General features: G+C 72.3%; 21 protein-coding genes. 12 read left to right on the plus strand and 9 right to left on the minus strand.

What is annotated here, in order from left to right; genetic code table 11:
• Positions 1 to 25: 25 nt before the first annotated feature.
• On the minus strand, positions 26 to 1,066 hold the full coding sequence (locus OG711_RS00350; protein ID WP_329557986.1) for an FAD-dependent oxidoreductase: 1,041 nt from the start codon (positions 1,064 to 1,066) through the stop codon (positions 26 to 28).
• A 391-nt stretch (positions 1,067 to 1,457) separates the two neighbouring features.
• Between OG711_RS00350 and OG711_RS00355 the strand changes: the two genes are divergently transcribed.
• From OG711_RS00355 to OG711_RS00370, 4 genes are all read left to right on the plus strand, one after another.
• A complete protein-coding gene (locus OG711_RS00355; RefSeq protein WP_329557987.1) occupies positions 1,458 to 2,363 on the plus strand; it encodes an endonuclease/exonuclease/phosphatase family protein in 906 nt (301 codons plus the stop codon).
• A 555-nt stretch (positions 2,364 to 2,918) separates the two neighbouring features.
• Complete coding sequence (locus OG711_RS00360) at positions 2,919 to 3,935, plus strand: polyprenyl synthetase family protein (protein WP_178391117.1); 1,017 nt, start codon at positions 2,919 to 2,921, stop codon at positions 3,933 to 3,935.
• A 100-nt stretch (positions 3,936 to 4,035) separates the two neighbouring features.
• Complete coding sequence (locus tag OG711_RS00365) at positions 4,036 to 5,223, plus strand: terpene synthase family protein (protein ID WP_266503974.1); 1,188 nt, start codon at positions 4,036 to 4,038, stop codon at positions 5,221 to 5,223.
• Positions 5,220 to 6,554, plus strand: coding sequence for a cytochrome P450 (locus tag OG711_RS00370; RefSeq protein WP_329557988.1), 1,335 nt, complete (start codon positions 5,220 to 5,222; stop codon positions 6,552 to 6,554). The genes OG711_RS00365 and OG711_RS00370 overlap by 4 nt, the downstream gene beginning before the upstream one ends.
• Positions 6,555 to 6,590: 36 nt before the next feature.
• Here the strand turns inward: OG711_RS00370 and OG711_RS00375 are convergent, their stop codons facing one another.
• Positions 6,591 to 7,940 carry a cytochrome P450 gene (locus OG711_RS00375; RefSeq protein ID WP_329557989.1) on the minus strand — a complete coding sequence of 450 codons (1,350 nt, stop codon included), beginning with the start codon at positions 7,938 to 7,940 and terminating at the stop codon, positions 6,591 to 6,593.
• A 245-nt stretch (positions 7,941 to 8,185) separates the two neighbouring features.
• On the opposite strand from OG711_RS00375, the gene OG711_RS00380 reads away from it, so the two are divergent.
• The gene (locus OG711_RS00380) at positions 8,186 to 8,332 is read left to right on the plus strand and encodes a hypothetical protein (protein WP_266503983.1); all 147 of its coding nucleotides are present in this window, start codon (positions 8,186 to 8,188) and stop codon (positions 8,330 to 8,332) included.
• Positions 8,333 to 8,410: 78 nt separating this feature from the next.
• Positions 8,411 to 8,554 (plus strand): hypothetical protein, encoded by a 144-nt coding sequence (locus OG711_RS00385; RefSeq protein ID WP_266503986.1) that lies wholly within the window; start codon positions 8,411 to 8,413, stop codon positions 8,552 to 8,554.
• A 240-nt stretch (positions 8,555 to 8,794) separates the two neighbouring features.
• Here the strand turns inward: OG711_RS00385 and OG711_RS00390 are convergent, their stop codons facing one another.
• Positions 8,795 to 9,430 (minus strand): TetR/AcrR family transcriptional regulator, encoded by a 636-nt coding sequence (locus tag OG711_RS00390; protein ID WP_266503988.1) that lies wholly within the window; start codon positions 9,428 to 9,430, stop codon positions 8,795 to 8,797.
• A 131-nt stretch (positions 9,431 to 9,561) separates the two neighbouring features.
• On the opposite strand from OG711_RS00390, the gene OG711_RS00395 reads away from it, so the two are divergent.
• Complete coding sequence (locus OG711_RS00395) at positions 9,562 to 10,704, plus strand: serine hydrolase domain-containing protein (RefSeq protein ID WP_266503990.1); 1,143 nt, start codon at positions 9,562 to 9,564, stop codon at positions 10,702 to 10,704.
• Positions 10,705 to 10,813: 109 nt separating this feature from the next.
• Here the strand turns inward: OG711_RS00395 and OG711_RS00400 are convergent, their stop codons facing one another.
• Together OG711_RS00400 and OG711_RS00405 are read right to left on the minus strand one after the other, a co-directional pair.
• On the minus strand, positions 10,814 to 12,616 hold the full coding sequence (locus OG711_RS00400) for a cholesterol oxidase substrate-binding domain-containing protein (protein ID WP_079184927.1): 1,803 nt from the start codon (positions 12,614 to 12,616) through the stop codon (positions 10,814 to 10,816).
• 340 nt (positions 12,617 to 12,956) lie between these two features.
• Positions 12,957 to 13,946 (minus strand): GlxA family transcriptional regulator, encoded by a 990-nt coding sequence (locus tag OG711_RS00405; RefSeq protein WP_266503993.1) that lies wholly within the window; start codon positions 13,944 to 13,946, stop codon positions 12,957 to 12,959.
• Positions 13,947 to 14,017: 71 nt separating this feature from the next.
• Here OG711_RS00405 and OG711_RS00410 point away from each other — a divergent pair, with 71 nt between their 5' ends.
• Positions 14,018 to 15,388, plus strand: coding sequence for an MFS transporter (locus tag OG711_RS00410; protein ID WP_329557990.1), 1,371 nt, complete (start codon positions 14,018 to 14,020; stop codon positions 15,386 to 15,388).
• Positions 15,389 to 15,628: 240 nt separating this feature from the next.
• Complete coding sequence (locus OG711_RS00415) at positions 15,629 to 16,708, plus strand: hypothetical protein (RefSeq protein ID WP_329557991.1); 1,080 nt, start codon at positions 15,629 to 15,631, stop codon at positions 16,706 to 16,708.
• 173 nt (positions 16,709 to 16,881) lie between these two features.
• On the opposite strand, the gene OG711_RS00420 is transcribed toward OG711_RS00415, so the two are convergent.
• Complete coding sequence (locus tag OG711_RS00420) at positions 16,882 to 18,321, minus strand: polysaccharide lyase 6 family protein (RefSeq protein WP_329557992.1); 1,440 nt, start codon at positions 18,319 to 18,321, stop codon at positions 16,882 to 16,884.
• 252 nt (positions 18,322 to 18,573) lie between these two features.
• On the opposite strand from OG711_RS00420, the gene OG711_RS00425 reads away from it, so the two are divergent.
• Positions 18,574 to 20,073: a metallophosphoesterase gene (locus tag OG711_RS00425; protein WP_329557993.1), complete on the plus strand. Its 1,500-nt coding sequence runs from the start codon at positions 18,574 to 18,576 to the stop codon at positions 20,071 to 20,073.
• Positions 20,074 to 20,250: 177 nt separating this feature from the next.
• Here the strand turns inward: OG711_RS00425 and OG711_RS00430 are convergent, their stop codons facing one another.
• The 3 genes from OG711_RS00430 to OG711_RS00440 all read right to left on the minus strand — a co-directional run bounded on the left by OG711_RS00430 (position 20,251) and on the right by OG711_RS00440 (position 23,016).
• A complete protein-coding gene (locus tag OG711_RS00430) occupies positions 20,251 to 21,099 on the minus strand; it encodes an SDR family NAD(P)-dependent oxidoreductase (RefSeq protein ID WP_073792627.1) in 849 nt (282 codons plus the stop codon).
• A gap of 3 nt (positions 21,100 to 21,102) precedes the next feature.
• Complete coding sequence (locus OG711_RS00435; protein WP_329557994.1) at positions 21,103 to 21,687, minus strand: TetR/AcrR family transcriptional regulator; 585 nt, start codon at positions 21,685 to 21,687, stop codon at positions 21,103 to 21,105.
• Between the two features lie 264 nt (positions 21,688 to 21,951).
• The gene (locus OG711_RS00440) at positions 21,952 to 23,016 is read right to left on the minus strand and encodes an alpha/beta hydrolase family protein (protein ID WP_266504006.1); all 1,065 of its coding nucleotides are present in this window, start codon (positions 23,014 to 23,016) and stop codon (positions 21,952 to 21,954) included.
• Between the two features lie 114 nt (positions 23,017 to 23,130).
• Here OG711_RS00440 and OG711_RS00445 point away from each other — a divergent pair, with 114 nt between their 5' ends.
• Both OG711_RS00445 and OG711_RS00450 read left to right on the plus strand, forming a co-directional pair.
• Positions 23,131 to 23,766 carry a GNAT family N-acetyltransferase gene (locus tag OG711_RS00445; protein WP_266504009.1) on the plus strand — a complete coding sequence of 212 codons (636 nt, stop codon included), beginning with the start codon at positions 23,131 to 23,133 and terminating at the stop codon, positions 23,764 to 23,766.
• A gap of 35 nt (positions 23,767 to 23,801) precedes the next feature.
• Entirely contained in the window at positions 23,802 to 24,647 is an 846-nt protein-coding gene (locus tag OG711_RS00450; RefSeq protein WP_266510065.1) for a PaaX family transcriptional regulator C-terminal domain-containing protein, read from the plus strand.
• Positions 24,648 to 24,737: the final 90 nt, after the last annotated feature.

Genomic DNA, 24,737 nt, shown 5'->3' on the forward strand with positions numbered 1-24,737 from the left:
GCGGACTGACGGGGGCCGTCCCGCCCTATCGGTTCCCGAGTTGTTCCGCCGCGCGCAGCGCCAGTGAGGCGGCGAGCGTCACCCCGGGGTGCGCGGCCAGTGCGACGACTCCCGGAGCGCTCGCCAGCGGTGCGCAGAGCACGCCGTCGTCCGCCGGGATCGGGCGAAGCCCTACGGTCACGTCCCCCAGCACCGGTTCCCGCGGCAGTCCGAACGCCTCCCTCACGGCGCTCAGGGACGCGCGCGCCCGTGCCCGCGTCGCTGTCTCCGGCTCGCCCGGGACGACGTCCTCGGCGCCGACGAAGCCGTGCCGGGCGGACGGCCGGATCTCGAAGTCAGGTGTGGAGACCACCCGGTCCAGGCGTAGTTCCGGCGCGGAGAAGACGAAGCGCGCGGCGGGGACACCTGGTACTTCGATGTGCTCGCCGAACTGTTCCGCGAGGGCGGGCAGGCCGGTGCCGCAGGCGAGTACGACCCGGTCGACGACGAGTGCCGCTCCGGTGCCGCTCAGCTCGTAGCCGCCCGCCCGACGCGCCCGGACGCGGTCCACCCGAGCGGCGACGACGGTGGCCCCGCCGGCCCGTGCGCGGGCGAGGAACGCGCGGCGCAGTTCGTCCGGCTCGACCATCCCCTCGTCGCTCGCGTACGCGACGGCCGGCGGCGGCACCCGCAGGCCCGGAAGCATCTGTCGCAGAGCCTCCGGCTCCAGGATCGCGACACCGGGCCCGGCCCGCTCGGCGAACCGGGCGGTCGCGGTCGGGGTCGGTGCCCAGCTCACGGCGCCGTTCCAGGTGATGACGTCACGCAGCGGTGGCGTCGCCGTCGCGTGACGGAGCGCGTCGAGCGACCGGGCGAACTCGGCGCCGTCGCGTACGCCCGACGGCGGCTCCGCCGCCGAACCGTGCGAGTTGAGCCATCCGAACGCCAGATCCGTCACCGGCGGCAGCGACTCCTCCGCCGTGCAGACCACGACGGACAGGCCGCGGCGCACGAGCTCGTCCGCCACCGCTGCTCCCAGCACACCCGAGCCGACCACACCGACGCGCATGACGCTCTCCCGAGCCATTCGCCCACCTCTGTTTCCCCGGCGGCGACCACGCCCACCGCACAATGACGGAACTCAGGCGGGTGACGGGAAGGCCGTGCCAGGCCTCGATCCTCTCATTCCGGTCCCACCTGTCATTTCGGTCCCACCCGCTGACCTGCGCCGAGGGCGGTCCCCCGGTGCCGTTGAGCCGGTTTCTCGTCCCTCGACGAGGTCAACGGACGCGCAGCGCTGACGGCGACCACATCGCGTCAGGATTTCCGGTGCCGCATCGGGGAACGCGGAACGGGCGGGCGGCGTGAGATATGTGGTGAAGACATCAGTGCTCAGGTGGGTGCGGTATCGGGCTGGACAGCGGGGTGCGGGTGCGGAGCGAGAGGGGAAGGGCCGGTCGGTCCGGGCGCGGGGGTGGGTGCTCGCGTCGTTCGCGGTGCTGACGGCGGGGCTGCTGGTGTTCCACCGGGCGGTGCCCAACTCGGTCGGGCGGACGGGAAGTCTGCTGGAGTCGTTCCTGCCCTGGCTCGGCCTGGTGGTCGTGGCGTTGCTCGTGCTGGCCGCGCTGCGCCGTTCGGTGACCGCGCTGGTGGCCTTGGTGCTGCCGGCTGTGGGCTGGACCTGTCTGTTCGGCGGGCGGCTTCTGCCCGAGGCGGAGGCGGGCCCGTACGACATGGTCGTGGTGCAGCACAATGTGAGCGACGCGAACCGTGACCCGGTCGGCACGGCACGCGTGCTGGCCGCCGCCGACGCTGATCTCATCGCGTTGCAGGAGCTGGTTCCTCCGGTGACGGCGGTCTACGAGGAGGCTCTCGCACCGAGGTACCCGTACCGCACGGTCCAGGGCACCGTCGGGCTCTGGTCGAAGCATCCGCTCGCGGGTGTTCGCCCGGTGGACATCAAGCCCCGTGGGATCACGGAGGACTGGAGTCGCGGGTTGCGGGCTGTGGTCCGCACGCCGCACGGCGACATCGCGGCGTATGTCGCGCATCTGCCCTCGGTCCGTGTCCGGGCGGCGGGCCTCATGTCCTCGTGGCGTGACGAAAGCGCTGGTCTGCTGGGCGAGGCCGTCGCCGCCGAGGAGCAGACCAGGGTGATTCTGATGGGTGACCTGAACAGCACGGTCGACGACCGCGGGTTGGCCCCGCTGACCTCGCGGATGAACGTGGCGAAGCGGGGATTCGCCTTCAGTTTCCCCGCTTCCTTCCCCGTGGCCCGGATCGACCAGATCATGGCCCGGTCAGCGACCGTCGGCCGTATCCGTGCCTTGTCCCGCACCGGGAGCGACCATCTTCCGGTCGTCGCCCGGATCACCCTGCGCTGAGCCCGGACCACGACTTCGGGCTTGATCGCACACGCGACCCCGTCAGGTGGTCGTCACGTGGACGGTCGCGTACGTCGTTCCGCGCCGCGCTGCCGCCGCACACGGTGAACCGATGCCCTCGGTCGGCGCGTCCGACCACCGGACCCTGCGGCATCGGGTGTCCACACCGCCCGCGTGTGCCCTGACGTGCGCCCACAGCCGCGTCCCGCACGGCGCCGATGCCGGGCGTACGGCCGGTCCGCGCGCGCCCTGCCGGAGTCGGTACTCGGCGGCGTACCGTGGGAATCACGGCATTTCGCTCGACGGCAACGAGGCCGGACAGGTAGGGACCGGCGCGCGGGGTGTGGCAAGGGGTGGGCACCCGGGTGCCGGGCGGGGTGAAGCGGCTTCCCGGTCCGGCCCTGGCATCTCGGTGATCCAGTATCCAACCGGCCTGGTAACAGCGTTGGATATGGCGTAGCGGCGGATGGACGCCGCTCGTCGTGCCCAGCTCCCGAGGGACGCGGACCGTGTCAGCCCGGCGGAGCGGGGCCCCTACGTGCGAAGAGGATGACGATGACCGAGGCTCGTGACTGCCCGACGATACTGGCCCAGACCGCGACCGCCGTCGGACCGCTGCTGCGTTCCCGGGTCTGCCGATTACCTGAGCGCATCCGGCATGTGTGCGGATTGCACTTCGGTTGGTGGACCGAGCACGGTACCGCCCGTGACGCCCCTGAGACCCGCAAGCTGCTCCGTCCGGCCCTGACGCTGCTGGCGTGCCAGGCTGTCGGCGGTCCGGCGCGGGCCGCGCATCCGGCGGCGGTCGCCGTCGAGTTGATCCACAACGCCGGGCTGCTCCATGACGACATCATCGACCAGGACCCCCTGCGGCGGGGACGGCCCGCTCTGTGGGCCACCCAGGGTGTCCCGGCGGCGATCCTCGCGGGCGACGCCCTGTTCTTCGCCGCCGTGCAGGCCCTCGTAGGTGCCCCGGGGGCGGATGTCTCCGTCCCGGTGCTGCTGGACACCGTCCAGGTGCTCATCGAGGGCGAGTACCGCGACGTACTCCTGGAGACGGGGGCCGACCGGGAGCACGAGGCACTCCAGGTCGCGGCCGGGAAGACCGCCGTCCTGCTGGCCTGTGCCTGCGAACTGGGCGCCGCGGCCGGTGGGGCGGACCCCGAACGGGTCCGGCATCTGCGGGCCTTCGGTCACCATCTGGGCATCGCCTTCCAGTGCGCCGACGACCTCCTGGGTATCTGGGGCGACCCCGGGACCACGGGCAAGCCCGCCCGGTCCGATCTGCGGCACCGGAAGGTGTCGCTGCCGGTCGCCGCCGCCATGGCTCAGGACTCCCCACCGGCCCGGCACCTGCGGGAGCTCTACCGGGCGCGCACGCCGCTCGGCGACGACGACTGTGCACGCGCCGCGGATCTGATCGAGCAGACCGGCGCCCGGGAGGCGACCGAGCGGCGTGCCCTCGACCATGTCGCCGACGCGCTGCGCCATCTCGACCGCGCCGACCCCTCCCCCGTACCGGCCGCCGAACTCAGCTCCCTCGCCCACCTGGTCGTGCACCGCGACCGCTGACGGCCCGCCCTGGTGAAGCGGCGCGGCCGACGCGCCCGCTCACCTCCCCGAGCGGCCCGGACCGGCGAACCCCACCCCTGCGACCGAGGAGGCGCACTCGATGACCCACTACACCCTCCCTCCGCTGTACTCGCCGGTCCGGCCCGAACTCCACCCGGACGCCGAGCTGATCCAGGACCGGACGACGCGGTGGATGCGGACGACAGGCCTGTGCGCCACTCCGGAGGCGGAACGCGCCGTCGGCAATGTCATGGCCGGGGACATGGCCGCCCGCTGGTCTCCCCGACAGCCTCGGGAACGGGTGCAGTGGGTCAGCGACTTCTGGTGCCTGGGGGCGGTGCTGGACGATCAGCGTCTCGAAGCGGGCGACGGTTCCCCGGCCGTCGTGGGACCGTTCATCGGTGAGCTGTGGCCCGTCATCTCCGACCACCGCGGCCACCGTCCCACCGACGCCGATCCGCCCGTTCTGCGCGGGGTGTACGACATCACCCGCCGGGCCTACGAGCTGTCCACCCCGATGCAGGCCGACCGTTATGTCGCGGGGTTCGGCGCGTGGCTGCTGGGTGTGCTCCGCGACGACGCCCGCTGGGACCGGCTCGGTCTGGGCGACTTCCTCCGGTACCGCTTCGGGGCCGTCGCCGCCCAGCTGATGCTGGACGTCGCGAACGTCGCCTGCGTCACCGCCGTTCCGGCGGCCGCCTGGCACGATCCGAAGACGGTCGCCGCCGGGCGGGCGGCCATGATGACCGCCGCGCTCGACAACGACATGGTCTCCTACGGCAAGGAACACCTCCGCGCCCGGGTGACCGGGGTGTGGCCGGGCCCCAACGTCGTCCGCTTCCTGGAGCTCAACGGTCACAGCGTTCAGGACGCGTTCGCCCGCACCGCCGAGATCCGCAACGGCCTGATGTGCCTGTGGCGGCATCTGCTCGCCGAACTGCTGCCGGCCGCCGATCCCGCGACCGCCGCGTATCTGCGCGGACTCGATCTGCTCGTGGCCGGCAATCTCCGTCACCATCTCACCTCCAGCCGCTACCACAACCCCGACGGCCGCCACCCGCACGCCGTCACCTTCAGCGCCTCCTTCACCGAGCGTTGCCCGGTCACAGATCACCGCCCGCCGACGGCCGCCCTCGCCTGGTGGTGGCGGCAACGAGAAGCCCCGTTCCACAGCACGGCACCGGCGGACCCCGCTCCGCCCGGGCCGGGGGACGATCCGTGCGACCCCGTCCCGCCGGACGCCCCCGCGAAGGACGGCCCGGCGACCGTCCGGAGGAGAGACCCATGACCGTCACGCGTGCGACCGCCCCCGTACCGGTGGCGCCCTGGGGTCTGCCTCTCGTGGGCCATGTCCCCGCACTCGTCCGCGCTCCCGCGCGCTGGCTCGCGGCCTGCCGCACCACCGGTGCCGTCACCGAGGTACGCCTCGGGTCACGCCGCGCCTATCTGCTCTCCGCGCCCGAACTCGTCCACGAGGTGCTCGTCGGCCAAGGCGCCCGCTTCGACAAGGGCGGTCCGCTGTTCGACCGGATCCGGGAGGTCGGTGGCAACGGTCTGGCCACCGCCCCCCACGAGGAGCACCGCCGTCAGCGCCGACTGATCCAACCGGCCTTCGCACCGGCGCACATCGCCGCCTACACCGAGGCCATGCGGGAGGAGAGCGCAGCGCTGACCGCGCGCTGGAGTGCCCGGGGCAGGATCTGCGCACTGACCGAGATGCATCGGCTCTCCGTCGGCGTCTTCACCCGCGTCCTGCTGCCCGGCGCCGACATCACCGACCCCGTACGGCTCGCGGAGCAGACCAGATCACTCTCGGACGGGATCGCCGCCCGCGCCCTGTTCCCCTGGTACGACCGCCTGCCCGTCCCCGCGAACCGGCGCTTCCGGCTCGCCCGCCGCCAGATCCTCGACGCCGCCGACGACACCGTCCGCGCCGCCCGGTCCCGTCCGGACCACAGCAGGCTGATGACCGCCCTGCTCGGTCCCGACGCCGACGGCGAGGGCTTCACCGACGGCGAACTGCGCGACCAGGTCGTCATCCTGCTCGCCGGTGGCACCGAGACCACCGCGAACACCCTCGCCTGGGCCTTCCACCTCCTCGCCCGCCACCCGACCGTCGAAAGCCGCCTCGCCGACGAGCTGGACGGTGTGCTCCACGGCCGTCTCGCGACCCCCGACGACTTCTCCGCCCTGCCCTTCACCCGTGATGTCGTCCTGGAGACGATGCGTGTACGGCCGGTGGTCTGGCTGCTGACCCGCAGCAGCACGACCGAGGTGGAGCTGGGCGGCCACCGCTTCGCCGCCGGCTCGGACTTCGTGGTCAGCCCCTATCAGCTCCAGCACGATCCGGCTGTCTTCGCCCGCCCCGATTCCTTCGACCCGGACCGCTGGTCCGCCCCGGCCACCCCGGCCCTGCGTCAGGCGTGCATCCCCTTCGGGGCGGGTCGCCGCAAGTGCGTCGGCGACACCTTCGCGCTGGCCGAGATCACGATCGCCCTTTCGGCGATCGTCCCCCACTGGAGCCTCCGGCCGGTCAGGACCGCCCGTCCGCCCCGGCCGCGCTTCCGGACGACGCTCGCCCCGAACCGTCTGCCGATGACGACCGTCCCCCGCCGTTGAGCCCTGCCACCGGGCTCCGCGGCGGGGCCCCTGTCTCTACGGCTGCTCCCGGGCGGTGACGCGCAGTCGGAGGCGTCGGGGGACGACCGCTCCGCCCAGCACGGCGCGGGCGGGCCGTTCGGTGACGGGGCTGATCTCCCAGTCGGTGAGGAGGGCGGCGAGGGTGGCCGTGGCGGCCTGTTGGGTGTAGCGGTCGCCGATGCATCGGCGCGGGCCCGCTCCGTAGGGGATGTAGGTGGTGCGGTCCGGGCGTCGACCGGCCCAGCGGCCGGGGTCGAAGGCGGTCGGGTCGGGGTGGTGAACCGGGTTCCAGTGGTGCGTGTAGGGGCTGATGGCAAGCTGCGTCCCGGCGGGCAGACGGGTGCCGCCGAGGTCGGCGTCCGTGGTGAGGACACGGGTCAGCAGCCAGATCGGGGTGTGGAGACGGAGCGTCTCGGTGACCACCCGGTCGGCCAGGGAAGGCTCCTCGCGGTCGGCGGCCGTCGGGGGACCGGCCGGGAGCCCCTGGGCGAGGTCGGTGTGGAGCCGCCGCTGGGTCCCGGGGTGGCGGGCGAGTTCGTAGAGCGTCCAGGCGAGCAGTCCGGCGAGGGTCTCCGTACCGGCCAGGAAGAAGGTGATCACCTGGTCGGTGACCTCCCGGTCGGTCAGCGGCCGGGGTCCGTCGCCCCCCGGGTCGGGGTCCGGGGCCAGCAGCAGCCCGGAGAGCAGGTCCTGATGGTCGGCCGGATCGGCGCGGCGGGCGGCGACGACATCGTCCACCGTCCGCCGGAGCCGGGTCAGGGCCCGGTGGTAGCGCGGGGTGCCGGGGGTGGGCACACGGCTCAGCGCCCGGGGCGTGAGGAGTCGGCGGAGCAGGCCGTTGACGACGAGGGAGACGTCCTCGGTGACCTGGCGGGCGGTTTCGGCGGGCAGTCGGGCGCTGAACATCGTCCGGGCGACGGCCTGGCAGGTGATCGCCATCATCGTCCGCTTGACGTCGATGACCTGACCGTCCTTCCACGGCGCCGAGACCTCCCGTACCGCGGTCGTGACGGCGGGTACGTAGGCGGGGAGCCGGGTGTGGTGGAAGGCGGGCTGGCACAGCCGGCGCTGGCGCCGGTGCCTGCTGTGGGGGCAGGTGCCCAGCCCCTCACCGACGACCTCTCCGACGCGGTCCGAGTACGGTCCCCCCTTGTCGAAGACACGGTCGTCGGCGAACACCGCCTGGGTCAGGGTCGCGTCGCAGACCAGGACCATCCGGTGCGGGCCGAGCCGGAGCCGGACGAGGCCCCCCTGCGCGGACACGGAGGCGAGGAAGCGCTGGGGGTCCCGCAGCAGCGCGACCGTGTGTCCCAGCAGCGGCAGACGGCCCGGGGCCGGAGGGAGGTCGGAGAGATCGGCACTCATGTCGCGTCCTTGTCGTGTACCTCGGTGGGCGGGCGCATCGGGCTCGGCGGGGCGGCCTGCTCACACGACCGCTTGCGGGCCCGGGATCGCGGCCGGGGCCGCCCGTGTGTCCCTCGGTACGCCGTCGGCGACAGCACGACGACCGCCGAGGGGACGCACATCCCGACGTGGGCACCCTTTTACGGATATCCGGTGACTGACATCCTGTCCGTTATCCGGGGGGCGGAACCTGAGGACGCGGGTCCTTGTCGGATTCCTCCCGGGGCACGGCGGCGAGGGCCGGCTCCCCCACCGATCAGTTCTTCGCCCAGCAGGAGGACGACCGTCCGGCCCGGGCGATCGCGCGTGTCCTGACCCGCCCGGAGCTGACCGAGGCGCAGCCCACGGACTGACTTGCACCCATCGAGGCGGACTTCGCCGCCGACCGGATGCCGGGTGTGCCCACCACGGCGGCGCACACATCCAACTCGATGAGGACGCTTCGGACGCTGTATGTCCTGGCAGATGTCGGCGTCGTTACGGAGCGGGGCGGGCCGGTGGTACGGCCGCGGCACGCCGAGGCGCTGAGGCGGCGGCTGGCGGAGGTGCTGAGCCTGGTGTTCCCGTCGTACTGAGCCCGTCTTCGTCGGCGTCGGCGGGGACGGTTCCGGCGGCAGCCCGTGCGTCCGTGTACCGCCGGTCCGGCACCGTCTTCGTCGGCGTCGGCGGGGCTGCTGCCGGGTAGGGACGGCGGCCCTATGCGGTGTCGGACGCATGGCATGGACGGCGACGCCACCGCCCCGGACCACTCTGCCCGGCCACCGGTACCGCGAGCCGTGCCACAAGCCTCGCGTTGCGGAGTGCCGCCTTGTGGGTCACCGACCGGGCCGGGCGCGTCGGCAGGTTCCGGTGAACACGCGGCCGAGTTGCTCGTCCAGCGCGGTGAGGATCGCCGGTTTCGGTGTGCCGTCGGGGTCGATGTGCGCGTGCAGGGCGAGCCCTTCGGTGAACGCGACGACGCGCAGGGCCTGGTCGGCGGCGTCGATCCCCTGGGCGACCTCGCCGCATGCCGTGCCGTTGCTGATGGCCTGGGCGACGCGTGAGCGGATGCCCACGAGGGTCTCCCGCTGGACGGTGGCGAGGCGGGCGTTGTGCGCGGCCTGGTCCGCGAAGGCGAGACGGACCAGGAACTCGGCGCGGCGGACGTCGTCCAGCGGGACGAGTTCGGCCAGCGCCTGCCGCAGCATGTCGGCGATGGTGCGGTCCTCGCCCTCGCCCCGGTTCACCAGCTCGTCCACCCGTGCGGTGAAGCGCGCGTTGACGCGGGTGAACGTGGCCAGCAGCATCTCGTCCTTCGCCGTGAAGTAGTGCTGCACCAGGCCGACGGACATGCCCGCTTCCGCGGCGGTCCGCGCGACGGTCACGGCGGTGAGGCCGTGCCGCACGACAAGGCGTTGGACGGCGTCGGTGATCTGCCCTTGTCGGGCGTCATGGTCTGCGACTCTCGGCACCTGAGAACGGTATCGCGCGCTATAACCGTACGGTCATATTGCTAGGGGAGAGGGTCTTTGCCATGGTCCGGCGACGGTCAACCCGCTTATCAACGCTGGGGCTTGCTCTCGCTCTCCTGCTTCCACCAGGTATGGCCACCGCCGATCAGGACGGTCACGGACGGGCCGCCGAAAGCCGCCGCGACCCGGCCCTTCAGGCCCTGGCCGAGCAGGTGGTGGCCGACCCGAACCCCAACCCCGGCGCCTTCCTGCTGGCCCGCCGCCATGGCTCGGGCGACCGCTTCGGCGCGGCGGGCGTCGCCGACCGGTCCGCCGGCACACCCATGGCACCGGACCTGAGGTTCCGCAGCGGAAGCATGACCAAGACCTTCACCGCGACGGTCGTCCTGCAACTCGTCGCCGAGCGGCGCCTACGGCTCGACGACACCGTGCAGAGTCTGCTGCCCGACCAGGTCCACAGCGACAACGCGCTGTCCGGCGCGCCCGTGACCGTCCGCCAGCTGCTCAACCACACCAGCGGGCTGTACGACTACCTCGACGGGCTGCTCCCCTACTTCCGCAGCCTCGACCAGTACTGGCCCCGCGACCAGCTGATCGGCATCGGTCTCGCCCGGCCCCGGTACTTCCCGGTTCCTGGAACCCGGTTCCGGTACTCCAACACCAACTATCCGCTGCTCGACCTGATCGTCGAGCGGATCACCGACCGCGATCTGCGCACCAACCTCGAACGCCGCGTGTTCGCCCCGCTCGGGCTGCGCGACACCTCGTACCCGCTGGCGCGCACCACCATCGACGGCGCCCATGTGCACGGCTACGCCGATGTCTCGCCCCTGCTGCCGGACGCACCGGACCGTACCCGGTTCGACGTGACCGCGTTCAGTCCGTCGGAGGCGGGTGCGTCGGGCGCCCTGGTCACGACCGCGAGCGATGTCGCGCGGTTCTACCGGGCCCTGCTGGGAGGACGTCTGCTGCCCCCGGACCTGCTGCGCCGGATGCTCACCGACACGGTCCCGGCAACCGGCAGTGCCCCGCCCGCTGTCGCCTACGGCCTGGGTGTCTACGTCTACGCCACCGACTGCGGCCGTGCGTACGGCCATGGCGGCCAGACGCTCGGGTATCTGACCTACGCCCTCAACAGCCGTGACGGGCGCGACCAGCTCGTCGCCCACACCAACTGGAACTCGTTCGGCGGCACCGGGATCGACAAGGACTTCTGGGCGGCCTTCCAGCAGGGCTACTGCGCGGTGCCGACCGGCCCGACGCCGCGGAAGTGACCGGACCACGCGGTGGCCACCGGGGAGCGAGCGGCCCGAGGCGGCCACCGACGGCGGACCTGGCGGCCTTCACCCGCCGGACAGCGCCCGGTGGGTGAAGGCCCGCGCGTCAGCGGACCAGTTGGTCCGTGAAGGCGTTGCCGAAGATCCGGTGGGGATCGAGCCGGTCCAGGATGGAGACGGCTTCGGCCCATTGCCCGGTGCCGTACGAGGCGGGTACCGCCGACTCGATGATCTGCTGGTCGGCCCACGCGGCCGTGTCCGTGTACCCCCAGCCCTTGGACCACTCGACGCGCGCCAGCGCGTACGTGCCGTCGAAGGTGCTCATCAGGAAGCGTTCCATCTCCCGGTAGAACTCATGGGCCCCGGGCGAGGTCGGCTGGGTCAGCACGTCCACCCACACCACGCAGTCGTAGTCCGGGTGGTCGGGGTGCGGCCGGACGACGGACAGCAGCGGCGGGCGGGCACCCGGCGCGGCGGAGTCGCCCGGCTGGTCGAGGCCGCTGACCCTGATCTCCACCTGGCCGTTGATCGGGTACCTGCCCGCCGCGGCCCAGTCCGCGAGCTGGCGCCGGTAGGAAGTGGCGAACTCGGAGACGACGCGCTGGACATCGGCGCGGCGGGTGAGGATCCCGTACCCGTTGGCCGTCTCACGGAGTGTGGTGGGCCGCAGGTAGAACTGGAGGGTGTGCGAGGGACCCCACAGGTCCTTCGCGACGGTGGCGGTCAGTCCGGTCGCCGCCACGGTGTACTGCGCGGCGCCGAGCGCCGGTGCGAGGAACCAGGACCCTCCGATGAGAAGCCCGGCCAGGCGGGACACCGGGGTCGGGATGAGGTCGCTGAACGGGTAGTTGTACGGGGCGTGCACCGGCCTGGAGGTGGCCGGCCGCTGCGGGCTGAGGCTCCACACCTTCAGCCAGGGCCGGTCGGTGAAGGCGAACCAGATCGCCTCCACCCGTCCCGACTCGGCCATGAAGTCCGCGAAGGTGTTTCCCCGGGCGGCGAGCGCGCTGCCGGGGGCGGCGAACAGTTCGTCGGCGGTGAGGTCGACCCGGCTCCGACAGCGCAGCGGGATGTCCTCACCGGCCTGGATCTCGGCCTCCACGATGAGGCCGCGCCCGAGGTGGGTGGCCAGCGCCTCGCACTCCTCGTCGGTTCCCCGGCGGAAGGTCTTCACGACGTAGGCGTTCTGCCCGGCGTCCCAGACGACGGCGGTGAGGGCCAGGACGAGATTGCTGAGGGTTCCGTAGGTGTGGCCGGGGCGGGCGGACTCGCCGTCGGCGGGGACGCTGGTGCCGTGCGCGTCGATGGCCAGCGTGCCGCCCAGGGTCAGCTCTCCCGGGGCGGGGGTGTTGGTGACGCCCAGTCCGTGGCCGGCGAGGAAGGCCATCAGCGTGTCCAGGGTGACTCCCGCCTGCGCCCGGACCGCGCCGGGGGCGCCGGGGGGCGGGGTGGTGAGTTCCATGGCCGTCAGATGCTTGGTGGTGTCGAGCAGGAGGACTTTCGCGTGGTGCCCGGTGGACGGGGTGATGGTCAGGGGCGACCAGTTGTGCGACTTGCCCCGGGGCCGCAGCCGCCAGCCGTTGGCACGTGCCCAGTTGGCGAGATCGGCCAGGTCCTGTCCTGTGCGGGGCGCGCAGGCCCACAGGCCGCCGTGGGTGATCTCCCCGGCCCAGTTGATGTACGGGGAGAGGTAGGGCACGAGCCCGGCGGGGAGGTCGGGTACGGCGGCCGGTACGAGGCCGGGCGCCGCGGCGGCCGGGGACGCCCCGGCTATCGCGGCACCGAGCGGGATGCCTAACGCTCCGGTGGCCGCCGCGGCGCGGAGGACACCCCGGCGGGAGAGGCCGGAGGGCTCGGGAGAGGCGGCGGGAGCGACAGGACGTGACGAGGACTCCGAGTGATCAGGCATGGCCTGAATGTAGGGGGATCAGGGCGTTGTTGAACACCTGTTGGCGATATCGCCGCACGGCCTTCGGTGAGCGGCCTCCGGTGAGCGGTGCTCCGCTGGTCCGTGGAGGGCTCCCGGCCGTCGACAGCGCGACGACGAGCGGATCGATCATGCTGCGGCCGTCCGGCACACCCAGCGGAACGGAGGGCGGGCGGCTGTGTTGCCGGTCGCCGTGGTTGGCGCGATGTCCGCGTGGTGGTCGCGATGCCCGCCGTGGCGGATGTGGGGCGTCCGGTGAGGCGTTGGCGGTGGGCTAGGTGTGACCGTGGCGAGGTATTGACCGTGGCGAGGTGTTGACGGTCTAACCGGCCTTGTCCACGCGGAAGGCGCGACGGTAGGCGGCGGGTGTGGTGCGCAGGGCCTCGTGGAAGCGGCGGCGCAGGTTGACGGCCGAGGAGAGGCCGACCCGGTGCGCGATGGTCTCCACCGGCAGGTCGGTCTCCTCCAGCAGTGCCCGGGTGGCGGCGATCCGCCGGTCCAGCAGCCAGCGTCCGGGGCTGATGCCCAGTTGCTCGGTGAAGCGCCGGGTCAGTGTGCGGGCCGAGACCTGGGAGCGGACCGCCATCTCGGCGACGCTGACCGGCTGGTCCAGCCGACCGGCCAGCCACTCCAGGAGCGGGGCCAGCGAGTCGGCGACCGGCCCGGAGGTGGGCAGCTCGGCGTACTGCTGCTGGCAGCCCTCGCGGTGCGGTGGCATCACCATCCGGCGGGCGATCCGCATCGCGTACGCGGCGCCCTGGTCGGCGCTCACCAGGTGCAGGCAGAGGTCCACGCCGGCCGCCGCTCCCGCGCTGGTGGCGACATCACCGTGGTCCACGTAGAGCACCGCGGGGTCGACCCGGACCCGGGGGAACCAGGTGCCCAGCTCGGCGGCACGGGACCAGTGGGTGGTGGCCCGTCGGCCGTCCAGCAGCCCGGCGGCGGCGAGCACGAAGGCGCCCGAGGAGAGGCCGACGACCCGCGCGCCGCGCCGGTGCGCCCGGCGGACCGCCTCGACCACCGGCGGCGGCACCTCGGTGCCGGGCTCCTGCCGCCAGCCGGGGACCAGCACGGTGTCCGCCCGCTCCAGCGTGTCCAGGCCCGCCGTGACCAGCAGGTCGTAACCGGCCTGGGTGGCCACCGGGCCGGGGCGCTCGGTGCAGACCTCGAACGTGTAGCGGGCGGGGATCACCGGGCCGTGATCGCCGAACACCTCGGCCGCGCAGGCCAACGTGAAGGTCGACTGAGGGGGTCGCAGCAGGGCCACCACCCGATGCGGCGTCGGGGGCTTCGACGGCGGACGAGGCGTCATGGCGCGAAAGTACCCCATCATGTCGGTCAGGACACTGGGGTGACCGATTGGTCCGAACCAGGATCGGTGCCGTGACCACCTCGCAGCCCCAGCCCGATTCCCCCACACAACCTCAGCCCCGGACAGGGCCCCGGCCTCAGCCGCACGCCCGGACCGTCCGGAGCGATCCGTCCACCGTCCGGCCGCGCGCCCGTCCGCCGTTGTGGGACCGGCGCTTCACGCTCTTCTTCGCCGCCCGTACGGTCTCGATGTTCGGTGACGCGATGATGCCGGTGGCCGCCGCGCTCGCCGTCGGCGCGCTGTACGGGATCTCCGGGGTCGGCTACGTCCTCGGCACCTGGACCGGGACGTTCGTCCTCCTGGTCCTGTTCGGCGGGGTGTTCGCCGACCGGTTCGGCGCGCGCCGGCTGATGGTCGTCGCGGACCTCGTCCGGGTGCTCAGCCAGGGTGTGCTGGCGGTGGCGTTCTTCGCGGGGCCGCCGCCGTTCTGGCTGCTGGTGACCATGGCGTCGCTGGCCGGTGCGGCCGTCGCGATGTTCCTGCCGGGGGCGAACGGGATGGTTCCGCTGGTCGCCCGCGAACCGCAGCGGGCCAACGCCACGCTCAAGGTCGCCGACGCGCTCGCCCATCTTCTCGGCCCGGCCTTCGCGGGGCTGCTGATCGCGCTGACCAGCGCCGGTACCGTGTACGCGATCGACGCCGCCACCTTCGCGCTCAGCGCCCTGTGCCTGGCGCTCATCCGGCTCGCCCCGAACGGCTCGCCCACGGACACCGCGGGCGACACCGGCGGCTCCGCCCGCACCGGCGGTTCGCTACGGCGCGATCTGCGTCAGGGCTGGCAGGAGTTCCGCGCCCGCACCTGGATGTGGGCGGTGATCCTGATCTGGGTGGGCTACGGCGTACTGGTCTTCGGCCCGCTGGTACCGCTCAGCTCGGCGCTGGTCGGCGCCCGGCTCGGCCCGAACGCCTACGGCCTGGCGGTCTCGTTCCTCGGTGCGGGGGCGGTGCTCGGCGGTCTGCTGGCGCTGCGGGTGCGCCCGGTCCGGCCGCTGGCCGCCGGCGCGGTGGCGATGGGGCTGTACACCGTGCTGCCGCTGTGTGTGGCGCTGGGCGCCGATCTGCCGGTGCTGCTGGCGGGTCACGTCCTCGGCGGCGGTGCCATGGCGTTCTGGTCGGTGATGTGGGCGACCAGCGTGCAGACCCACACCCCGCCCGCGGTGCTCAACCGGGTCTCCGCGTACGAGCTGGCGGGCTCCGTCTCCGGTATCGCGCTCGGCCAGATACTGGCGGGCCCGGCCCTCGCGCTGGCCTCCCCGGGGCGGCTGCTGCTGGTGTCGGCGGGCGCCTGTCTGGCAGGTTGCGCCGCGCTGTTCGCGATCCCGGCGATCCGCTCGCTGCGCCGAGCCGCGTCCGCGGACGGCGGCAAGCCAGGGGTCGTGTGACCACGAGGGTATGGCGATGTCGGCTCAGGGCCACCGTCCCCGAATCCGGCATCCGGTCTGCACCAGGTCGGCTCGCGCACCGTGATCCGCTCGTCCCCGAAGTGATCCGCGTCCGGTCCCTGGTGAGTTGAGAACCTGCGTGGAGTACGGGGACGAAGTGGGGGTACACCCAGGCGACCATGGACCGTGACACGGGCAGGCACCGGACCAGTGATCCTGCCCGTTCCCGAAGGGACACCGATGCGAGGACGACTCCCCCGCACCCGCCTGCTGCTGACGCTCGCCGCCCTGCTCGGCCTGTCGGTCGGCGCCGCGCCCGCGACGCAGGCCACGCCCGCGGACAGGGGCACCGCACTGCCGATCGCGTACCACTGCGATCTGGCGGTGGACGCGCGGCACAAGAGAGTGTTCATCTCCGACTACATGACGGGCAGTGTCCTGGTGGCCGACTACCAGGGCCGCCTGATCAGCACGATCAAGAACCTGCCGGGGGTGTGCGACCTGGAGCTGTCCGCCGACTCCCGCACGCTCTACGCGCCGCTCGCCCTCGGTGACGCCATCAGTGTCATCGACACCGGTACCGCCCGGCAGCGAGCACGCCACGCCACCGGCGCCGGCAGCGCGCCGTTCCACGCGGCGCTGAGCGGCCGGACACTGTTCTTCGGCTACGGAGAGCAGTGGGAGGCGAGCATCGGCTCGCTCTCACTCGGCACCGCCACCCCGAAGGTGCGTCTGGGACTCATACCCGAGGGCGACTTCAGCGGTGCGCCGCTGCTGGCCACCTCCCCCGCCGCGCCGGGAACTCTCGTCGCCGGGGAACAGAACTCCACGCCAGGCCATCTCTCGGTGTACGATGTCTCCGGGACAAGTCCCATGCTGCGCAAGACGGTGCGCCAGCCCGGCGGCAGTTCCAGCTTCGGCGACCTGGCCATCACCCCGGACGGCAAGACGCTGCTGACCGCGTCCGGGGCGCCCTACCGCCATCTCTCGTTCCGACTGCCGGACCTGGCCGAGGGGCGCACCTATCCGAGCACCTCGTACCCGAACTCCGTCGCGGTGTCCGCGCGAGGCGACGTCGCGGCCGGGGTGAACAGCATCGAGCCCGCGCCGGACGTCTACCTGTACCGGTCCGGGGCCGGCTCCCCCTACCGCACGGTGTCCCTCGCCCCCGCCACCGGTTACCACGCGGGCTATCTGCGGCCCCGCGGTCTTGCCTGGGCCCCGGACGGCACCCGCCTCTTCGCGATCAGCGGGCACAACGACGAGCCGAACCTGCGCCTCGTGGTCGTACCGTCAGCCCACCAGCCGAAGGCCGGTTAGGCCCCGTGGTGGCCCTGCCGATGCCCTCGCGGCGTCGGCGGGGTCACCGCTATCGCCGCCGGGAACTCCGGGGCGAGCCACGGGGTCGGGCCTGATCGGGGCCGGGCTCCGGGCGCCGCTCCGGTACCGGTCGTCGGGCGGTGGCCCGTACCGGAGCAGCGTTCACGCGGGACTCACGCGGCGTTGGGGCCCACGTCCGCGGTGGTCAGCGGGCGACGGAGCGGCGCGACCGTCGCGTACTGGTCCGAGCCGATGTCACGGCTGCCGCCCCGCGGGTGGCCGTCGAGGTCGTCGGTCACGGCAGGGGTCGTCGGTACGGCCGCGCCGATGGCCGGGCTGCTCGACGAGAGGCGGAACACCCCGTCGGTCCCCTGCTGAAGGCGGGGATCGGTGCGGACGAAGCCGGATGCGGGGATGGTGCCGTCGGCCGCCCCGCCCCACAGCAGATTGCCCTGCCAGGTGAAGCCGGTGTGCTGCCCCAGGTCGACCAGGGTGCCCGAGTCGGCGACCAGGATGTTGTTGCTGAGGACCACGTCCCGGGGCTCGTGGGCACGGTTCTCGCCGACGAGGGTGCGGGCGTTGCGGGCCAGGGTGTTGTGCGTGATCAGCGCGCGGTCGCAGGCGTCGTTGCCCCGCTGCTGGGCGGGGGGCTCGCCGGGGAGGTGGTCGCGGGCCGTGCCGCTGCCGATCACAAAGGCGCGTCCGGACAGTCCGGTCAGATGGTTGTTGAACACCTTGTGGTCGTTGCCGTAGAGGCGGATGCCCTCGGTTCCGCCGACGAGGTGGTTGCCGTGCACGAGCGTGCCGTTGCCGTGGCGCAGCACGATGCCTCCGGCGCAGTCGCGGAGGGTGTTGTGGCGGATGTGGTTCTTGGAGGACTTCACGGAGATGGCCTCGGGGTCACCGTCGCACCGCTCGAAGAGGTTGTACTCCACCACGGCCCCGGCGTCGTCGAGTGCGCGGTGGCTGACGCCGAGCCGGATGGACTCACCGCCGTTGGTGCCGGTGTAGGTGTGGCGGGCGAAGTGGTTGCGCAGGACGATGAGGCCCTTGGCCATCGTCTTCTTCTCGGGGTCGGTGGGGGCGTCGGGGCCGTCGGCGACGAGGAACACGCCCTGGGTGGAGCGGTCGTGGAAGTGGTTGCGGTCGATCTTGACGCTGTTCGCCTTCACCACGACCCAGTCGACGTCCGCGATGTCGGCGAGCTTGAAGTCGTTGCGGGTGAGCCGGATGTCGGAGCAGTCGGCCGGGATGATCAGGGTCTGGGTCTGCCGGAAGGCGAAGCCGCTGATGGTGATGCCGGTGGAGTCGCTGAGGACGAAGCTCCGGGCGCCCTGGAGCACCGCGCCGCCCCGGCTCTGGGAGACGATGGTGATGTGCGCGCCGGTGCCGTGCCTGCCCGAGATCCTGATGCCGCCGGTGGGGACGTTGTAGGTGCCGTCGGCCAGGACGATCCGGTCGCCGGGGGCGGCGCGGTCGATCTCCCGCTGGAGGTCGGCGAGGGAGCTCACGGTCACCGTGGCGGCGGACGCGCTGGTGGTGGTCAGCGCGAACGGCGCGGTGGCGAAGGCCGTGCCGAGCAGGGTGCCGGTGAGGAAGGTACGTCGCTGCATGATGCCTCTCGTGCATGGGGAGCCTCATGGGCTCCCGTGAACCCGGGCCCACCTGTCGGGGCCCAGGTCAGGGGCCCTCTCGTGGGCCGCCACGAGGAAGAGGCGGCCGGGGCGATTCCCGTTCCCGGGCGTTCCCATGAATTCGCACCGCCCCAGCGGGATTCTCGGTGCGGCCCGTTCGGTATGCGGACCTGCGTTCCCGAAACCGATCGGTCCGTAGGCAGGGGACGCGGAGGTTGTTACGGTGCGACGATGTCTGAGTCCTCACGTGACAGCGCGACCGGCGCCGGGTGGGATGCCGCTCAACAGGGTTCCTACGCAAAGCTGTTGCCGCTCCGGCAGAAGAGGAAGGTCTTCTGGCTGGCCCCCCGGACCCTGTGGGCGGCCCGCAACGGCGTGTTGGCCGGCTGGTTCGGGGACCCCACGGCCCGTACCCGGAGCAGGTGGGTGGCGCAGCGCCGGGCCGCGGGAGCGCCGGAGGACAAGGTGATGCGGGGCACCGAAGCGGAGCGGTTCTCCTTCATGGTGCTGGGTGACACCGGGGAGGGTGGAGACCCCCAGTACGCCGTCGTGCCCGGCTTTCTGAAGGCCGGTGAGGGCACGGACTTCGCGATCGTCGCCAGCGACGTGATCTACCCGGTCGGCAGCGCCGACGACTACCCCGACAAGTTCTTCCGCCCCTACCGGGACTATCCGGCGCCGATCTACGCGATACCCGGGAACCATGACTGGTACGAGGATCTCGGCGCGTTCATGCGGGTCTTCTGCGGCGACGCTTCTCCGCCGGCCCCCGAGCCGCGCCCCCTCGGCCGCGCCTGGCTGCGCTCATTGTTGTGGCACCGGCCCTCCCCCACGGACGGTCGTCGGCTGACCGAGGCGATGAGGTCGCGGTCCGCCCCGGGGCAGCGGGTCGTGCAGCCGGGGCCCTATTGGGCGATCGACACCGGAACGGTCCGGATCATAGGCATCGACACCGGGCTGCTGGGCACTCTCGACGCCGAGCAGGGTGCCTGGCTGCGCGAGGTGTCCCGTGGGCCCCGCCCGAAGATCCTCGTCACCGGCTCGCCGCTGTACGTGGACGGGGAGCTCCGTCCGTGCCCCATCGACGGTGGCGGAACCGTCGATGACCTCGTCCGCGACCCGGACCACCGGTACGTCATGGCGGTCGGCGGCAACATCCACAACTACCAGCGCTATCCGGTGCGCGTGGGCGGGCGGACCATCCAGTACGTGGTCTGCGGCGGGGGCGGCGCGTTCACGCACCCCACCCACACCATCCCGCCGGTGCGTGTCGCGGGCCTGACCGAGCGGGATTTCCGCTGCTATCCGCTGCGCGGTGACTCCCTCGCGTTCTACAGCGGACTGTACGGGCGGCGGCTGCGGCTGAGGCGGCTGCTCGGGTTGAGTGAGGCGGAGGCGGGAGCGGTGGTCGCCGAACGGCTGGGTGTCACCCCGGTCCGCGCACCCGGGACAACAGTGCGGGTGACGCGGCGGGCCCGGATCGTGGCCACGCTGCTGGGGACCGGGCGCCGCCCGAGGAAGTACGCGCGATCCCGATCGCTGACGCGCGGTTTCTACGCCCAGGTGTTCCCGCCCGGTTCGGCGACCTACAGTCCACCGTTCTTCAAGTCCTTCCTGCGTCTGGACGTCAGCCCGGAGGCGATTAGGCTGCGCTGTCACGCGGCCACCGGCGGTCTGGCCCAGGAACTCGATCCGCCGGTCGAGGACGAGGTCGTCATCCCCCTGCGCTGAACGCCCCGCCGGTGGCCGAGGGGTGGAGCGCCGTGGTGGACGTGACTGCCTGGAGGTGCCGACCGGTGCCCTCGCGCGGCTCGCGTCGGAGTACGCGGCCCAGAAAGGTGACGCGCGGAACTCACCGCGGTCTGCGAGCGTCTCGACGGTCGACCGAGGACGAGGTGGTCGTCCGCTCTACCGGCCGGCGGTCGGGAGCGGGAAGCTGAGGCGCAGTACGGCGTCGAAGGCCGCGTCCGGCAGGAGTCGGCGTGCGGTCATCACGGTCCGGGCCATGGCTCCGATCGCGTAGCGGGCGCGGGGGCGGGGGGTGACGGCGGCTCGGACGATCGCCTTGGTCGCTGTTTCGACGGATACCGCGCCGTTGCGGCGGGTGAATGCCTTGTTGGCGTACATGTCCGCCAGTTCCGAGCGGAACGTCGCGTACGGATTGTCGGTGGTGGAGCCGTGCATGGTGCCGACGGCCGTGTCGGCGAAGTCCGTGATGGTGGGGCCGGGCTGGACGATCACGACCTTGATGCCGAAGGGTGCGACTTCCAGGCGCAGTGAGTCGCTGATCGCTTCCAGCGCGTGCTTGGTGGAGTGGTAGAAGCCGCCGCCCGGGGGTGAGAACCGGCCGCCCATGGAGGAGATGTTGACGATGCGTCCGGTACCGGCTGCGCGCATGGCGGGCAGGACGAGTTGGGTGAGGCGGACAAGGCCGAAGACGTTGGTCTCGAACTGGGCCCGGATCTCTTCGGGGCGGGCGAGTTCGACGGGCAGGTGGAGTCCGTAGGCGGCGTTGTTGACCAGGATGCCGACCGCGCCGTGATCGTGCTCGACCCGGGTGACCGCGGTGGCCATCGACTCCTCGTCGGTGACGTCCAGCGCCAGGGTGGTGATCCCCTCGGCGGCCAGTTCCGCGAGGTCGTCGGGGCGGCGGGCGGTCGCGTAGACGGGGTGGCCCCGCCGGTGCAGGGCGAGGGCGGTCTGGCGTCCCATGCCGGAGGAGCAGCCGGTGATGAGGACGGGGGCCGTTCGGCTCATGGTTCACGTCTTCCGGTGGAGGAGGTCCCAGACGGCGGCTTCGGCGCCGGTGAGGGCTTGGGGTGGCAGCTCGGTGACGGGCAGGGGGCGGATGTTCTTGAGCAGGCCGCCGAACGCGCCGAGGGCGAGCGCGACCAGGAAGGCGGCGTCTCCGTCGCGGATCGCTCCCGCGCGCTGGCCTCGTGCGATGAAGTCCGCGGCGAAGGTGTCGATCTCGGCGGCCAGGACGCGGCTCTCGGCGTCGAGGAAGGTGTCGTGCTGCTGGTGCTCCAGGAAGACGAAGGCCGCGGGGTTGGCTCCGGCGAAGCGGGTGAAGGCCCGCCATATCTGCGCGAACTCTTCCCGGGGTGTGGCGGCGGGTTGCGCGGTGGCCGCGGTCAGCTCGGCGAGCAGGCCGCCCTTGGCCTGCCGGAACGCGGCATTGCCGAGGGCCTCCTTGCTGGGGAAGTAGCGGTAGATGCTGCCCACCCCGACCTGCGCGTGGGCGGCCACGGCGGGCATCTGGGTGCCCTCGTAGGTGCGTTCGGCGAAGAGCGCGAGGGCGGAGTCGAGGAGCCGGGAAGCGAGATCGGCGGAAGATCGAGGCACGGAATGAATATTCATTCCGGACGGGTCGGCTGTCAAGAGCCGCACGCTCGGACGGCCGCGTTCCACCGTGCGGCGACCGACCGGCGGTTCGGCGCCTGGGCCGGGACCGGGACCGGGACCGGATGGAGAGCGTGGCCGATACCGGCGAGGTCGGCATGGACGGCGAGCACGCGGCCATCCGGTGGGGCGAGCACCCGTACCGCCTCGGCCGACGGCCCGTCACACCACCCCGGACGCTCCGGGCGACCTGAGCTCGCGGGAGCGTCATGGAGTGAAGTGGCCGCCCCTGCCGAGTTCTTCGAGGAACTGTCGCTGGCCGTCGAGGAATCCGTCCGCGAAGAGGGAGCGGGGGACGAAGAGCGCGGTGAGCGTGATCTTGAGGTCCGACTGCTCGACGGACTGCTTGAGCAGTGAATGCGCCGCGTCCGGGTAACTCTCGACCGTCAGCGCGCCACTCGCTTCCAGCACCTCGCGGTAGCCGCGTTCCGTGTCGGCGATGTCCACGTTGATGTCATGCCCCGCGAGGGTCAACAGCACCGGTACGCCGCGCAGGGCGCGGAGGTCCCGCGTGACGTCCGAGGTGTGGTTCCTGGAGATGAAGCCCCAGCGATGGGCGGTCATGCCGTCCGTGTCGCCGCCCATAGCCCTGACGTACTCCTCGAAGGTCGCGCGGCGTCCCAGCAGTCGGCGGATGGTGTCACTCTTGGCCACCTCCGCCTTGATCCGGGCCGCTGACGCGCTGTCGGCGCGCAGCTCGGCGAGAAGGTTGTAGCGGCCTTGCCGGAGCCAGTTGATCGCGGGCGAGACGGCGATGACGAAGGTCACCGGCGTCCTCGCGGCGATCTTCGGCAGGACCCAGCCCGCCTGGCTGGCGCCCCAGAGCCCGATCCGGTCACCGTCGATGTCCGGGCGGGCGCGGGCCCAGGCGATGGCGGCGGTCGCCTCGTCGGCCCGGTCCTCCATGGACTGGTGGAGCCAGTTGCCGGGTGCGCCCTCGACGCCGGGCTTGTTCCAGGACAGGGTCGCGTACCCGGCCTTGGCGTTCGCCTCCCACATGGGCTTGTAGCCGTCGTCGTGGGTGGCGTCGGTGGGGCCGTCGCCATGGACGTACACGACCAGGCCGTGGCGCTCGCGGCCGTCCTTGGGGAGGGCCAGTACGCCGTGGAGGGTGTGGCCGCCGTGGCGGATCGTGACCCGCCGCTCGTCCATGTCGTAGGAGTGCTGCCACAGCACCACACCGACGAGACCGGTGGCCACGACCAGGACCATGACGAGCGACCACGCGGCGATACGGAGTCCGCGCCGTCGGGGCCGGCTCTTCGCACCCATGGGACGACCACCTCTGTTCGGGGTTTCAGCAGGCGCCGAGAAACTATCACTATGAAGACGATCGTAGCGCGTCTGATAGATTTGAGTCACGTGTACAGGGCGGAAGGGCATGGCATGGAACTGGACGCGACAGGCCCGGGGGCCGGACCCGTGACGGTGCGGCGGGGCATTCCGGCGGGAGCGGAGCGGCGGGCGGCCGAGCTGTACTGGGGCGCCTTCGGCCGCAAGCTCGGCCCCGCCCTGAACCCGGCGAGCAAGGCGGTGCCCCTGCTCGCCGGGCACCTGAGCACCCATCGCACGGTCTGCGCACTCGTCGACGGGCAGCTCGTCGGCCTCGCCGGCTACCAGCACGGCGGGCAGGCCCGCGCCGGGGGATCAGCCCGCGCGGTGCTGCGCGCCTACGGGCATCTGCGAGGACTGCGCCGACTCCTGGTCCTCGCCCTGTTCGAACGCCGCCCGGCCCCCGGTCAACTCGTCATGGACGGCATCGCCGTGGACCAGGACATGCGCGGTCGCGGCATCGGGAGCCTGCTCATCGAGGAAGTGGTCGCCGTCGCGGCGGAGCGGGAGTGCCGGGAGATCAGACTGGATGTGATCGACACCAACCCGCGCGCCAGGGCCCTGTACGAGCGGCGCGGCTTCACGGCCCTGCGGACCGCACGCACGCCCTACCTGCGTAGGCTGCTCGGATTCGGCGCGGTGACCACCATGCGCCGCCCGGTCGGAACACCAGAGGTGGGAGAACTGTGAGCGACGAGACCGACCGCGTCGAGGTGCCCACCCGTATGCTCGTCCACGCGCTGATCCGCGAGGACGGCACCGTCGGCGCGGACGAGCTGTACACCGTCGCCAACACCCTGGGCATGAGCGACCAGCAAGTACGGCTGTGCGTGAAACGCCTCGTGGCCGAAGGCCGCTTCACCCACCACGGCCGAGGCCGCAAGGCGGAGCTGCACGCGAGCACGGACACCAGGCGTGATCTCGCCCCCAACGCGGACTTCCTGCGGCACGCGTTCCAGCAGGACGCCGGGCTCGCGCCCTGGGACGGTGTCTGGCACCTGGCCGCCTTCGCGGTGCCCGAATCGGCGCGCACCGCCCGGGACTCCCTACGCGAGACGCTCGTCCATCTCGGTGGCGCCCCGCTCCAGGGCGGGTTGTACGTCTGCGCCAACGCCTGGGAACCGTACGTCGAGGAAGCCGCTCACCGCCTCGGCGCCCACGGCGCACTCACCCTGCTCACCACGACGGACCTGCGCAGGGGCGACGCCCGGAGGCCCGCCGAACTCGCCGGTCGGCTGTGGCCCCTCCAGGAGATCGCCGACCGTTACCACCTTCTCAGCCGGATCGCCCGGCCGCGCCTCGCCCGGCTCACCGGCCCCGCCGAACTCTCCCCGTCCGCACTGCTCACCATCGCTGTGGAGCTGGCCGCCGAACTCACCCGCGCGATGGAGCCCGACCCGCTGCTGCCGCCCGAACTCCTGCCCCGGCCCTGGCCCGGCACCCAGGCCAGGGAACTCGTCGCCCGGTGCTGGGCGGCCCTGTACGCACGCGACCAGGGTGAGACCCGCCCGGCCCTCTTCCACCGCTACGCCGACATCACCCGAGAAGCGGCGGACCGGGCCTCGGGCTGACGACGGAACGGCGCGGATCATGCCTGTGGGGCGCAGGCACCGCGACGGCCCTTGCGGGCGGGCTGACAGTCACAGGGGCGGGCGGAGGCG

The organism is Streptomyces uncialis, from assembly GCF_036250755.1.
Lineage (GTDB): Bacteria > Actinomycetota > Actinomycetes > Streptomycetales > Streptomycetaceae > Streptomyces > Streptomyces uncialis.